This is a genomic window from Pseudomonas sp. FG1 (genome assembly GCF_034313875.1).
Lineage (GTDB): Bacteria > Pseudomonadota > Gammaproteobacteria > Pseudomonadales > Pseudomonadaceae > Aquipseudomonas > Aquipseudomonas veronii.
The window spans coordinates 4,850,199-4,863,112 of sequence record NZ_JAVIWP010000001.1 but is presented as its reverse complement, the minus strand read 5'-3'; the positions used below and the strand labels follow the sequence as shown (position 1 = coordinate 4,863,112).

The window sequence follows — 12,914 nt, the reverse complement described above, 5'->3', positions numbered from 1 at the left end:
ACCCAGGAGCCCGGTCATGGAACCCATCACACTTGCCCCCAACGGCAATGCCCCGGTGATTCGAGAAACCGAGGAGCCCGTGGCGCCGGAAGGCGTGCGCCTGTACCTGCACCACTTTGCCGGCAAACTGGCCAATGCGCCGATCCAGTCATCGCGTTTCACCCTCGAGCCACACAGCGCGACGGACGAAGACAAGCACGCCGTGAACGAAATCTGGTTTATCAGCGGCGGCGAGCTGGACGTCTGCTACGACGGCACCTGGCACGCGGTCAGAAATGGCGAAAGCCTGTATTTCGCGCCCTGGCGGCCGCATTTCGCGCGCAACAACGGCACGACCCAGGTCCAGGTGTTTTCGGTGTGGTGGGCATGAGCATGGCGCAGCACTTCGATCTGGTGATTGTCGGCGGCGGCATTATCGGTGCCTGGGCGTTGCATCATGCGACGCAACGCTATCCCCACTGGCAGATTCTGCTGATCGACCGCTACCGCATCGGCGACGGGGCCACCGCCCATTCGGCGGGTGTGCTGCTGGCCACCGGCCGCTCGCCGCGCGAACGGCGCCTGGCCGGGGAGAGCGCCGAGCTGTATCGGGCCCTGCGTGATCGCCTGGGCATCCGCACTACCCAGGCGCCGGTGTACTGGCTGGCCGAACGCAGCTTTAGCGCAGACATCGAGCAGGCCCTGGTCGATGCGCCGGTTCAGCCCGCCGACCTGTGCGCGCCGGACCTGGGCTCACGCCTGGGCGCCTCACTCAACGTTGGCACGAACGAAAGCCTGTTGCGTGGCGGCACCGCCGAAAGTTATGAGCCGCCGCTGGTGGCGCGGTTGCTGATCGGCCACAGCCTGGCCAGTGCCCATGTGCGCTGCATCGAAGGCGTAGGCGTGCAGCAGATCGATGCGCTGGGCAGCGGCACGCGCATCACCCTGGCCGACGGCGCCACGCTGCGCGCCCGCCGCACCCTGGTTGCCACGGGGCCGTGGGTCAGCGAGCCGCCGTTCGACGCGCTTGCCGCGCGCCATGGGCTGCGGGTGAAGAAGGTGGTGGCCCTGCATATCGACGGCGTACCGCCGAGCAATGCCGCGGCGCTGTTCCTGCCGCAATCCGACGCTTACCTGATGCCATTGGCGGCGCGTAACCAGTGGTTGTTCAGCTTCCGGTGCGATGAATGGGACGTTGCGCCGCGCAAACATGCACTGGAAATCAACCGCCACGATGTGCAGGTGGCCACCCGCACGCTGGCGCACTACCTGCCCGAGCTGGTGGCCCGCTGTCGCGGCGGCCGGGTGTTCTGCGACAGCTACAGCCCCGGCGGAGAGTCGCAGGTGAGCTTCGACGCCGGGCAGAACCTGGTGTTTGCCGGCGCCGGCAGCGGCGCCGGTTTCCGCCTGGCACCGGGCATTGCCCGCGAAGCCGTGGACCTGCTCGTCGCCCAGTGGCCCGATGCGCCCGCTACCGCCAAACCCACCCTTTCTACTGTTTCGATGGATTGAAAAGATGACCGCTATCGCCGCGCAAACCTTCTTCCTGATGCCCATCCCGCCCACTCCGAACGGCAGGCTGCACCTGGGGCATATCGCCGGGCCGTACTTGCGCATGGACATGCTGGGGCGCTACCTGCGTAGCCAGGGCCATCGTGTCGACGTGGTCTCGGCGGTCGACGGCTTCGACTCCTATGTGCTGTGGAAGGCCCTGCAAGAGCAGCGCACGCCCGAAGCCGTGGTGCGCGACTATCACGGGCAAATCGCCCATGACCTGCGCGCGCTGGATGTCGAGGTGGATGACTTCCTCGACCTGGTGCAAGGCCCCTATGCGCAGCAGCATGCGCGCAATGCCCAGCGCACGGTGGAGCGCCTGGTGGCGCTCGGGGTGACGCAAAGCGTGGTCGAACGCGTGCTGTATTGCCCGGACACCCGGCGCTACATGGCGGGGGCCTGGCTGCTGGGGCAATGCCCGTATTGCCGGGCGGGGGCGGGCGGCTATTTTTGCGAAGCCTGCGGCGCACTGTTTCGCCCGGAAGCCATGCTTGACCCGCAACCGCGCATGGGCGACAGCCCCCTGCACTGGGTTGAGGTCGAAAGCCTGTTTCTGACCGTCGCCCACCCCGAGCAGTTGCTGCAGCGCATGGCGACCTCCGGTGCGCCGGCGTCGATCGTCGAGGTGATTGCGCGCTTCCTGGAACGGGAAAACGGCCGGGTGCGGCTGACCGCGCCGGGCGAATGGGGCGTTGCCTGGAGCCCGGACCGCTTCGGCAACCCGCGCGTGCTGTTCGAATCGGGCTGGGAGTATGCGCTGACCTGCGCCGACCGATCCCAGGAACAGGCGCCCGAGCACGGCCATGCCATGCTGCGCAGCAGCGAGGTGACGACGCTGGTCAGTTTTGGCATCGACAACGCGGTGCTGCTGTTGGCCGGAAGTGTCGCGGTGATGGATGCGTTGCAGGATCACCGCTCATTCGATTACGTGTTGACCAATTACTTCTACAACCTGCAAGGCGCGAAGTTTTCCACCAGCCGCCTGCATGTGGTATGGGCCGCCGATATCGTCGAAAAGACCCCGGCGACCAGCGACGCGGTGCGTTACTTCCTGAGCCGCGAAAGCCCCGAACACGGCGAAACCAACTTCGCCGTGGAGGAGTTTGTCGAGGTGGTCAATGTGGACCTGGCCGGTGCGCTCGACGGTCGCATCGACCTGGCGCTGGCCGTCCTCGATCACACGCGGCCGCAGTCCATCGACCCGGCACTGTGGCCGGCCCTGGAGCTGGCCGTTACGCGGTTGGGGCAGGCCTTCCGGTTGGACGCGGTGTCGGTGCGCGAAGCCTGGGACGTGCTGCATCAATGGATGCAACGCCCCGACCTGGACGTCACGCAGCCCGCCCACGCCTACCTGTGGCTCAAGGGCCTGGCGTACCTGGCCGCGCCGATCATGCCGCGCCTGGCCGAGTACCTGTGGCAGCGCCTGGGGCATGACGGTTTGCCGCTGATCCAGGCGCTGCGCGCTGCCTCGCAGCCACGTCCGCAGACCTCGGCGCGCCCACGCTTTGCGCCGCTGTCGCCGGCCGCATTGGCGCCGTGCCTGCCGGCCAGCGTGGTGCTTGCCGGGGCCACCAGCGATGCATGAATACGCCGACGTTATCGTGATCGGCGCCGGCACCACCGGCACCGCCGCAGCCTGGCACCTGGCGCGGGCCGGGGCGTCGGTCAGGCTGCTCGATAAAGGCGCGATTGCCAGCGGCTCGTCGGGCGCATCGCCGGGGATCGTCCGGGCGTATTATGCCGACCCCGCCCTCAGCTACCTGGCGACGCAAGGTGTGCGGGCCTATCGCGAGTGGCCGCAGCACTATCCCGGCGCATGCGGCTACCAGCGCACGGGGTTCCTGACCGGTATTGCCGGGCACGCGCAAGCGACCACCCAGGCCAATGTCGCGCGTCTGCGGGCAGCGGGCGCGCCGCTTGAATGGCTCTGCCCCGAGCAGATACGGGAACGGGTGCCGGACCTGGACACCGATGGCCTGGCGGGCGCGGTCTACGAACCGGACGCCGGTTATTGCGACCCGCGTCTTACCGCACGCAGCTTTGCCGCCGGTGCGAGCGCCCTGGGCGCGGTGATCGAAGAGGGCCGGGCGGCGCGGCGGATTGTGCGCCAGGCCGGCCGCGTCATCGGCGTGCAGACCGACTGCGGGTTTATCGCCAGCAGCCATGTGATCAACGCCGCCGGGCCGTGGGCCGCCGCACTGGCCGCCGAGTGCGGCGCGCCGCTGCCGATTCACGCCACACGGCAATGCGTGGGCATTCTCGAGGTCTGCGGCGCGGATAAGCCGATGCCGGGCTACTGCGACCGCGACGTCGGCTTCTACCTGCGCCCGGATCGCCCCGGCAGCTACGTGATCGGCGCGCTGGGCGGCGCCGAAGGGGCGCCCATCGACCCGGATGCCTTCGACGGCACCTTCAGCGACACTCAGGTGTTGGCCTACCGTGACCGCGCCGCGCAACGCGTGCAACGTTTACTGGGCGCACAGCCGATCGGGCGCCGCGTGTCGTTCTTCGATGACACGCCGGACGGTAATCCGCTGCTCGGCCCGGACCCGCGCGTGCCGGGGTTGATGGTCGCGGCAGGGTTGAGCGGGCATGGTTTCAAGTTCGCGCCGCTGTTCGGACAGGCGATTGCGCAGTGGGTGTTGACGGGGGAGATGTCGGCGGCGATGGCGCCGTTTGCGCTGCAGCGGTTGGTCGGGTAACGGTAATTCAGTAAATTGTGTGGCTGCGCGGGCCGCGATGCAATCTGGCCCCGGGCAACGTCTACTCCTCCATCGGCCTGATCAACGCGGCCGAGTAAGCCTCAACGCAAAACACCCCGGAAAGCCGGGGTGTTTCGCAACGGGTTAACCTATTGAGGCTTTACCAGAGCGCCAAGGTGTAATCGATGTTCACCCGCAGTTCGTTGTCATCGCGAAACGAAGCGCTGGGGGCGAAGTCATTGCGGTACCAGGCATGGCGCAAGCGGAACGCGACGTTCTTGAAGGTGCCGCTCTGCACCACATAAGACAGCTCTATGTCTTTTTCGCTCTCGCTGCGATCACTGCCGCCCAATGCACTCGGTAGTTCGATATGGCTGGCGTCCAGATACCGCAGCATGCCCTTGAGCCCGGGAACCGCCAGGGCGGCGAAGTCATAGTCGTAGCGGACCTGCCAGGTGCGTTCCTTGGGGTTGAGGAACTCGCTGCTCAAGGCGCCTTCACTGACCACCATCGGTTCTGAACCGGCGATGTAGGGCATTGCCGTGTCACCGCTCAGTTGCATGTAACCGAGCCCGAGGCTGTGGGCGCCCAGGCTGTAGGTGCTCATCACGCCGAAGGTGCGGTTGTCGACCTTGCCCGCTTTGGCGGGGCCGTCCTCGCCGCTGATGTGGTAGCGCACATCGGTTTTCACCCGCCCCGGGCCCAGTGGGCGATTGTCGATAAACCCGACGAAGTCCTGGCGATAAATGTCCGCAAGTTCCGCATGGTAGTACTTGAGTGTGAGAGCGTCGGACCATTTGTAGTCGCCGCCGGCAAAGCTGAAGCTGTCCGATTCGGCCGCACCGTTGAAGCGCCGGTTGGGCGAGGCCAGGGTGATCTTCTGGTAGTTGGTCGAATCGCGCTGGTTCATGCGGTCGAGCCAGCCGGCATTGAGCGTCAGGTTGTCGATGTCCTGGGACTTGAGCTGGGCGCCACGAAAGGTCTGTGGCAGCAGGCGCGCCGGGCTGGCAAACAGGATGGGCAGGTTCGGCGCGAGCGTGCCGCCCTGCAGTTCGGTTTTCGATACCTTGACCTTGCCGGTCAGCCCCAGTTCTGAATAGCTGTCGTTCGGCTGGCGAGTGACCGGGTTGTACGACAGCAGGCCGGTGCCGGTGCGATCGGGGCTGGAGTCGAGTTTCAAACCGAGCAGGCCTTGGGCATCCAGGCCAAACCCCACGGTGCCAGGGGTATAACCGGAAGTGAAGCGCAGGATGAAGCCCTGCGCCCATTCACGGGTGGCCGATTGCGCCGAGTCGCCTTTGTAGTCGCGGTCGAAGTAGTAGTTGCGCGAGGTCAGCGTGGCCTTGCTGTCTTCGATAAAACCCTGGGCCAGCAGCGTGGGGCTGATGCTGCACAGCGTACCGAGGGCGAGGGTGGTGTGAACCCGTTTCAGAGTACTCATGGACGTTGCCTTTTTATTATTGTTGTCGGGGTTATTCAGGGGCATGCAAGAGGACCCACTGCTGATCCTGCACCGTCACCAGTGCGCGAGCGCGCTGGTCGTGGCCGAAGTGGTCGGTGGCGCTCAGGTTGTACACGCCGTGGGTGCCGACCACGTTGCGGGTCTGCTCAAGCTGGTCGCGCAGTTGCTCGCGAAACGCTGGCGTGCCCGGTGTGCTGCCTTTGAGCGCGGCCGGCACGGCGGCCTCCACCAGGCGCATGGCGTCGTACAGGTAGGCGCCGAATGGCGACAGGCTGTTGGCGCCGTACTGGGCCTGGTAATCCTGCGCGTATTGGCTGGCGATGGCTTTGGACGGGTGGCTGGCGGGCAGTTTGTCCCATACCACCACGGGGCCCACGGGCAGGATCGCGCCGTTCAAGGCTTTGTCGCCGATGCGCAGGAACGCGCTGTTGGCCGCACCATGGGTGTGGTAAATGGTGCCCTTGTAACCCAGGCGCCGCAGTTCGGTGTGGGGCAGGGCCGCGGGTGTGCCGGTGGCGCCGATCAATACCGCATCGGGCTTGCTGCTCATGACCTTCAGGGCCTGGCCACTGACCGACGAGTCGGTGCGGTTGAAGCGCTCGTCTCGCACCAATTGGATGCCTGCCGCCGGCGCCATCTTGCTCAGCACTTTGTGCCAGTCTTCGCCCCACACATCGTTGTAGCCGATATACGCCAGGGTTTTTACGCCGGCTTTTTGCATGTGCTCGATCAGCGCCTCGGCCATCAAGGTGTTGGTCTGGGCGACGGTGAAGATCCAGGTCTGTTCGCCACTTGCCGGGGCGAATGGGGCCAGGGCGATCTGCGCGGTCTTGCTCTCCTTGGCGATTTGCGCCACGGCCGCCGAGGTGGGCACGGTGGTGGAGCCGATCAACAGGTCGACACGGTTTTCACTCACCAGTTTGCGCGCGTTCTTGGCGGCGGCCGTGCTGTCGCTGCCGTCGTCCAGTACCACGTATTTCACCGCCTGGCCGGCAATTTCCTTGGGCAACAGGGCCACGGTATTGCGCTCGGGAATACCCAGCGAGGCACCGGGGCCGGTGGTGGAGAGAATCACGCCGACGGTCATGTCCGCCTGTGCGGCGGCAGACAGTGAGGCCAGCAACAGCAAGGGAAAAATCGATCTCATACACGCTCCTGATATTTTTTTTATGGTGTGGCAAAGGCTGTGGCAGGGCGCTACGTGCCGGTAGCGCTGGTGACCTCCATGGCGGCTCGGGTGGGTGGGCGGCCCAGGTAGATTTCGGCCACCTGAGGGTTGTTGGCCAAGGCTTGGGCGCTGCCTTCAAGCACGATTTCCCCGACTTCGAGCACGTAGCCGTAGTCGGAAATCTTCAGCGCGGCGCGGGCGTTTTGCTCGACCAGCAGGATCGACACGCCGCTCTGGCGCAGGGTCTCGAAGATCGTGAAGATTTCGCCGATCACCCGCGGGGCCAGGCCCAGGCTGGGTTCGTCGAGCATCAGCAAGCGCGGCTTGGCCATCAGTGCGCGGCCGATGGCAAGCATCTGGCGTTCGCCGCCCGACAGGGTGCAGGCCGGCTGACTGCGCCGTTCGTACATGCGCGGGAACAGGCCGAAGACTTCGTCGAGGGTCTTCTGGTGGTCGCGAAAGCCACGCCGATGACGGCTGAAGGCGCCCAGGCGCAGGTTGTCCTCGACGCTCATCAGGCCGAACAGTTCGCGGCTTTCCGGCACCAGCGCCATGCCCTTGTCGATGCGCTGGGCGACGTCGTGGTGCGCCAGCAGCGGCTGGCCGGCGTAACTCACCTGGCCCTGTGCTGGCAGCAGGCCGATCAGCGCCGCCATCAAGGTGGTCTTGCCGGCGCCGTTGGGGCCGATCAGGCTGACGATCTGGCCTTCCTCCAGGCTCAGGTTGAGTTGGCGTACCGCTTCGACCTTGCCGTGGCTGATCGTCAGGTTGCGTACATCCAGCAGGCGACTCATTCGACACCTCCAAGGTAGGCGGCAAGCACCGCAGGGTTTTGCTGTATCTGCAGCGGCGTGCCACCGGCCAGGCGCTGGCCGAATTCCATCACCACGATCTGGTCGGCCAGGCCCATGACGAACTCCATGTCGTGCTCCACCAGCAGCACGCCGAGGCCTTCGCTGCGCAGTTGTTCGAGCAGGTGGGCGAGTGCCTGCTTTTCGGCATGGCGCAGTCCGGCGGCGGGTTCGTCGAGCAACAGCAACAGGGGATCGCTGCACAGCGCTCGGGCAATTTCGACGATGCGCTGCTGGCCCAACGGCAGGCTGCCGGCGGGGGTGTGCAGGGCGGCGCCCAGGCCCACGCGTTCGATCTGGCGCCGGGCTTCGGCCAGCAGGGCGGCTTCCTCTTCGCGCTCCAGATGCAGCATCGAGCGCAGCAGCCCGGCTTTGCCCCGGGCATGGGCGCCGAGGGCGACGTTTTCCAGGACACTCATGTCCGGCAACAAACGCACGTGCTGGAAGGTGCGGCTGACGCCCAGTCGGGCGATGGCACGCGGCGACAGGCCGTCGATGCGCTGGCCGAGAAAAACGATCTGGCCGGCGTTGGGCGCCAGTACCCCGGACAACAGATTGAACAGGGTCGACTTGCCGGCGCCGTTGGGACCGATCAGCGCGGTGATTTCGGCGCCATTGACGGTCAAGCCCATGTCCTTGTTGGCCACCAGTCCGCCAAACTGCTTGAGCAGACCTTCTGCGACCATCAACGGCTGCCCGTTGGCGGGCATCGTCCGGCGGGGCAGCGCATGGGCCGGGTGCTCGGGCAGCGGACGGGGTTGTGCCCTCGGGAACAGGCCGCTCAGTAATGGCAACAGGCCGCCACGGGCGTATTGCAGGACCAGGATCACCAGCACGCCGAAGAAAATCATCTCGACGTTGTCGGCGTGTCCGAACAGCTGTGGCAGTACGTCTTGCAGCACCTGTTTGATCAGGGTCAGCAGGGCTGCGCCGAGCAGTGCGCCCCAGAGGCTGGCAACGCCGCCGAGCACGATCATGAACAGATACTCGATACCCATCACCACCGAGAACGGCGTGGGATTGACCACACGTTGCAGGTGCGCGTACAGCCAGCCCGACAACGCCGCGAGCAGGGCCGCGATGATGAACACCTGCAAGCGGCTGCGCGCCGTGTCGATGCCCATCGCCTCAGCCATGCCGGCGGAATCCTTGAGGGTGCGGATGGCGCGGCCCTGGCGGCTGTGCAGCAGGTTGTCGAGCAGCCACAGGCCGATCGCCAACAGCAGCCCAATCAGCAGGCTAAAGTCGGCCGGGTCGCGGACCTGCCAGCCGAACAGGCTGATATTCGGCAGGTTTTGCAGGCCGCCGAAGCCGCCCAGCCCGGGCAGGTTGCCGAACAGGTAAAACAGCGCCAGGCCCCAGGCCAGGGTGCCGATGGGCAGGTAGTGGCCGGCCAGGCGCAGGGTCAACAGACCCAGGCTGGTGGCAACCACAAGGGTAATCGCCAGGCCCGCGAGCAAACCGAGCCAGGGCGACAGGCCATATTGGGTGGTCAGCACCGCGCTGGCGTAGGCGCCGATACCGACGAACGCGGCCTGGCCGAACGAGGTCATGCCGCCGATGCCGGTCAGCAGCACCAGGCCCAGGGCGACCAGGCTGTACAGGCCGATGTAATTCAGCAGCGTGACATGGAAGGTCGGCAGCAGCACTGGTGCCAGGCCCGCCAGAAGCAGCAGGGCGAACAGGGGGATCAGTCGACGGATCATCAGTGTTGCTCCTCAAGGTGAGGGTGCTTCAACGAGAGCCACAGCAGTACCGGGATCACCAGGGTGAACACGATCACCTCCTTGTAGGCCGAGGCGCCGAAGTTGGCGAAGCTCTCCAGGACACCGACGAAAAACGCACTGGCCGCGGCAATCGGGTAACTGGCCAGGCCGCCGAAGATCGCAGCGACAAACCCCTTGAGGCTGATCAGAAAGCCCGAGTCGTAGTACAGGGTGGTCAGCGGGCCGATCAGCACGCCGGAAATGGCGCCGATCAACGCCGCCAGGCCGAACGCCGCCTTGCCGGCCAGCTGTGTGGGGATGCCCACCAGTTGCGCGCCCTTGCGATTCAGTGCCGTGGCGCGCAGGGCCTTGCCATACAGGCTGTGGCCGAAGAACGCGTAGAGCAGGCCGATCAGCAGCAGGGCGCTGGCGATCACCAACAGGCTTTGCAGGCCCACCGGCAGCTCACCGAGCATGAACACCGCTTCGGCCAGGGCATCGGTGCGAACCCCTTCTGCGCCGAACATCAGCAAGCTGATACCCACCAGCGTGATGTGTACGGCCACCGATACGATCAGCAGCAACAGCACCGAGGTCTCGGCCACCCGTTGATACACCAGGCGATACAGCAGCGGCCCCAGCGGCGTGACCAGCGCCAGGGTCAGCAGGATCTGCAACACGGCCGGCAAACCGGCCAGCTCGAAGGTGTCCAGCACCACCCATAGCACTGTCGGCAAGCCCAAGTAGCGTGCCAGCAGGCCGGGCACCCGGCGCGATTGGCCACGGCGCAACGCGGCGATGCTGTCCAGTGTGCAGGCGGCCAGCGAGCAGCCGAGCAGCAGCCACAGGGTGCCGGGCACCAGCCCCAGTTGCAGGGTGGCCAGGGTCAGGGCGCTGTAGGTGACGAAGTCGCCCTGGCACACCAGGATGGTGCGCGTCACCGAGAACACCAGCACCAGGGCCAGCGCCACCAAAGCATAAATCGCGCCCGTGGTCAGGCCGTCCTGGGCGAGAAACGCCAGTATCGAGATATCCATGAGCGGCCCTCAGCGAGCGGTAGGGAAGAGAGGCGAAGGTGTGCGCCAGCGGGCGCCGGTCAATGCCGTGCCGGGGTGCTGTCGTCGAGAGGGCGAGGTGTCAAGCGCGCAGGGTGTGGCCGTGCGCAGGGGGGCATGCAAGTGCATAGTGAGGTACCCGTTTTCTATTCTTATTGTCGTGTGGATAAGCCTGAGGGAGCGCCATACACAGCTTTAAAATACACATGTGAATGTGTATGTATAGACTACGCGGGAGGGTAGGCGCTTTGTCAATAGGCGCCGCTGTAACGGTTTGTTTAAAGGCGGGGTTCTGATCTATGTTGTTGTTTTCAGATAAAAAAATAAAATAATCTTTTTCATCTGAAAAGTTCAGCACCCAGTGCGCGTGCTGCTTCGTGATCTTGAAAGATACATTTATGTATTTTTATGGATGCCGACGCAGGTCGGCATCCGGGCTCAGGCGGGGAGGGTGCAGGATTCGGGGATCAGGATGCCGGCCATGCGCTGGCTGCGTTCCAGGCGTTGTTGCGGGGTGTCTTCGCTGTGCAGCAATGACAGGCTGATCTGGTAGGCATAGATCAGGTAGGCGCGGTCCTGGGCATCGCCACTGGGCACGCCGGCCTGGATCAGCAGGCCTTCGATGTAGCTCAGGCGGTGGCTGTCGACTTCGTCGATGGCCTGGCGCGCCTGCTTGTCGCGGCGGGCCCAGCCGCGAATGCCCAGCTCGATCGAGGCGGCGTCCTTGGCGGTCTGCCCGTGGGAGGGCAGTTCGAGCAGGCGATGCAGTTGTTGCAGCGGCGAGCTGTGGGCATTGCGCAGATGCAGAATCACATCTTCGGTGGCGCGTGCGCGCCAGTTGCCGAGGATGCCTTCGAGCAGTTCCCCGCGACTTTTGAAGTGGTAGTAGAAGCTGCCACGGGTGATCTTCAATTCCTTGGCCAGGGTGTCGACCCGCACAGCGTCGACGCCGCTGGTAACCAGGACTTCCTGTGCCGCATGAATCCAATCTTCCCGCGTGAGGTTGGTGCGTGATGACATTGTCTAGGGGCCTTGTCCAACAAGCTGGATAAGCGCCAGGGCACAGCAGCGTTCGACGCCCGCCTTGGCAGCGAGCCGCCATTCTAACGCCCGGCGCAACGACGAAGCTATTGCCAGCGCACCGACTGTGGCCCGCGCATGGGGGCTGCGTGTGCTCGGATTCTAGAGTACATGTGTGTAGGTTGGCTTTTAGATTATTTGCACAAAGCCACGTTTTTTTAATTGACGCAGGTCAAATCGGTAAATAGCATACAGATACACATCTGTATGTTAAGAATAAGAACCGGAGGCCGACATGAGCGCAAATCCCAAGACTCTGCTTGCAGCAGGGCACCAGACTCACTACCACGAAGCCGGTCAGGGCGAGGCCTTGTTCCTGTTGCATGGTTCGGGCCCCGGTGTATCGGGCTGGGCCAACTGGGCCAATACCGTGCCGGTGTTCGCTGATCGCTGGCGCGTGGTCGTGCCGGACATCGCCGGCTTCGGCTTCACCGAGTTCAAGGACGACGCCAAGTACGACATCAAGCTGTGGGTCAACCATCTGCTCGGCATCATGGATGCCCTGGACATCGAAAAAGCCTCGTTCGTCGGCAATTCGTTTGGCGGCGCGCTGGCCATCGGCCTAGCGGTGTTCGCACCGGAGCGGGTCAACAAGCTGGTGTTGCTCGGCACCCCGGCCGGTGAGTTCGTGCAGACCCCAGGCTTGCGCGGCGCCTGGGAATACGAGCCATCGCTGGACAACATGCGCGAGCTGATGAAGCTGTTCCCCTATGACGTGTCGCTGATTACCGAGGCGATGGTGCAGGCACGTTACGAAGCCAGTGCGCGCCCTGGTGCCCAGCAGGCGCTACGCAAACTGATCCCGCAGCCGGCCGCCGACGGCCCGACCCTGGTCAAGGGCTTTCCCGCGGCCGCGTTGGCCAAGATCGTCGCGCCGACGCTGGTGGTACACGGCCGTGAAGACCGCGTGGTGCCGCCCGAGTGCGGGCTGCTGATCGCCAACAGCATTCCCGATGCCGACTTGCACCTGTTCGGGCGCTGCGGGCACTGGGTGCAGAGCGAGCAGCCGCGCCGCTTTGCCGCGCTGGTCCGCGATTTCCTCAGCGAGTAGGCCAGTATGAGCAGAAACGTTATGGAGCGTGCGCTCTGGCAGTTGTGCGTCGAGCGTGTCGCCAAGGAGCGCTTTCGGCAGGACGCGGTCGGGTTCCTCGGGCGTTTTGCCCTGGAGGAGGCCGAGGTCCGCATGATCGTCGAGTTCGATGTTGCCGGGCTGCAGGCGGCCGGGGTCAACCCGATGCTGACCATGGGCTTCTGGCAGGAGCTTGCCCCTGACCGCAACATGAGCCTCTACAAACAGCGCCTGGGCGCTACCGACGAACACAGCGCGGGATTTTCCGCCGCGCTCAAGGGGTGAACC

Annotated in this window: 12 protein-coding genes; 6 read left to right on the top strand and 6 right to left on the bottom strand. The window is 65.0% G+C overall.

The window, feature by feature from the left end; translation table 11 throughout:
* Nucleotides 1-16: 16 nt before the first annotated feature.
* Genes RGV59_RS22170 through RGV59_RS22155 form a run of 4 tightly spaced genes read left to right on the top strand, consistent with a single transcriptional unit; the run spans nucleotide 17 to nucleotide 4,235 of the window.
* Nucleotides 17-370, top strand: coding sequence for a cupin domain-containing protein (locus tag RGV59_RS22170; protein ID WP_126586749.1), 354 nt, complete (start codon nucleotides 17-19; stop codon nucleotides 368-370).
* Nucleotides 367-1,491 carry an NAD(P)/FAD-dependent oxidoreductase gene (locus RGV59_RS22165; RefSeq protein WP_260473895.1) on the top strand — a complete coding sequence of 375 codons (1,125 nt, stop codon included), beginning with the start codon at nucleotides 367-369 and terminating at the stop codon, nucleotides 1,489-1,491. Before RGV59_RS22170 ends, RGV59_RS22165 begins: the two co-directional genes overlap by 4 nt.
* A 4-nt stretch (nucleotides 1,492-1,495) precedes the next feature.
* Complete coding sequence (locus RGV59_RS22160) at nucleotides 1,496-3,118, top strand: methionine--tRNA ligase (RefSeq protein WP_126586744.1); 1,623 nt, start codon at nucleotides 1,496-1,498, stop codon at nucleotides 3,116-3,118.
* Nucleotides 3,111-4,235 carry an NAD(P)/FAD-dependent oxidoreductase gene (locus RGV59_RS22155; RefSeq protein WP_046486465.1) on the top strand — a complete coding sequence of 375 codons (1,125 nt, stop codon included), beginning with the start codon at nucleotides 3,111-3,113 and terminating at the stop codon, nucleotides 4,233-4,235. The genes RGV59_RS22160 and RGV59_RS22155 overlap by 8 nt, the downstream gene beginning before the upstream one ends.
* Before the next feature lie 160 nt (nucleotides 4,236-4,395).
* Here RGV59_RS22155 and RGV59_RS22150 read toward each other — a convergent pair whose 3' ends face one another.
* The 6 genes from RGV59_RS22150 to RGV59_RS22125 all read right to left on the bottom strand — a co-directional run bounded on the left by RGV59_RS22150 (nucleotide 4,396) and on the right by RGV59_RS22125 (nucleotide 11,497).
* The gene (locus tag RGV59_RS22150; protein WP_046486464.1) at nucleotides 4,396-5,676 is read right to left on the bottom strand and encodes an OprD family porin; all 1,281 of its coding nucleotides are present in this window, start codon (nucleotides 5,674-5,676) and stop codon (nucleotides 4,396-4,398) included.
* A 31-nt stretch (nucleotides 5,677-5,707) separates the two neighbouring features.
* Entirely contained in the window at nucleotides 5,708-6,844 is a 1,137-nt protein-coding gene (locus RGV59_RS22145) for an ABC transporter substrate-binding protein (RefSeq protein ID WP_102618768.1), read from the bottom strand.
* 50 nt (nucleotides 6,845-6,894) lie between these two features.
* Nucleotides 6,895-7,650, bottom strand: coding sequence for an ABC transporter ATP-binding protein (locus tag RGV59_RS22140; protein WP_232566609.1), 756 nt, complete (start codon nucleotides 7,648-7,650; stop codon nucleotides 6,895-6,897).
* A 5-nt stretch (nucleotides 7,651-7,655) separates the two neighbouring features.
* Entirely contained in the window at nucleotides 7,656-9,422 is a 1,767-nt protein-coding gene (locus tag RGV59_RS22135; RefSeq protein ID WP_126586742.1) for an ABC transporter permease subunit, read from the bottom strand.
* Complete coding sequence (locus RGV59_RS22130; RefSeq protein WP_102618766.1) at nucleotides 9,422-10,459, bottom strand: branched-chain amino acid ABC transporter permease; 1,038 nt, start codon at nucleotides 10,457-10,459, stop codon at nucleotides 9,422-9,424. Before RGV59_RS22130 ends, RGV59_RS22135 begins: the two co-directional genes overlap by 1 nt.
* A gap of 456 nt (nucleotides 10,460-10,915) precedes the next feature.
* Entirely contained in the window at nucleotides 10,916-11,497 is a 582-nt protein-coding gene (locus RGV59_RS22125) for a TetR/AcrR family transcriptional regulator (RefSeq protein WP_017847303.1), read from the bottom strand.
* A 295-nt stretch (nucleotides 11,498-11,792) separates the two neighbouring features.
* Here RGV59_RS22125 and RGV59_RS22120 point away from each other — a divergent pair, with 295 nt between their 5' ends.
* Nucleotides 11,793-12,608 carry an alpha/beta fold hydrolase gene (locus tag RGV59_RS22120; RefSeq protein ID WP_017847304.1) on the top strand — a complete coding sequence of 272 codons (816 nt, stop codon included), beginning with the start codon at nucleotides 11,793-11,795 and terminating at the stop codon, nucleotides 12,606-12,608.
* A gap of 6 nt (nucleotides 12,609-12,614) precedes the next feature.
* Nucleotides 12,615-12,911 (top strand): extradiol ring-cleavage dioxygenase, encoded by a 297-nt coding sequence (locus RGV59_RS22115; RefSeq protein ID WP_032804499.1) that lies wholly within the window; start codon nucleotides 12,615-12,617, stop codon nucleotides 12,909-12,911.
* Nucleotides 12,912-12,914 lie beyond the last annotated feature (3 nt).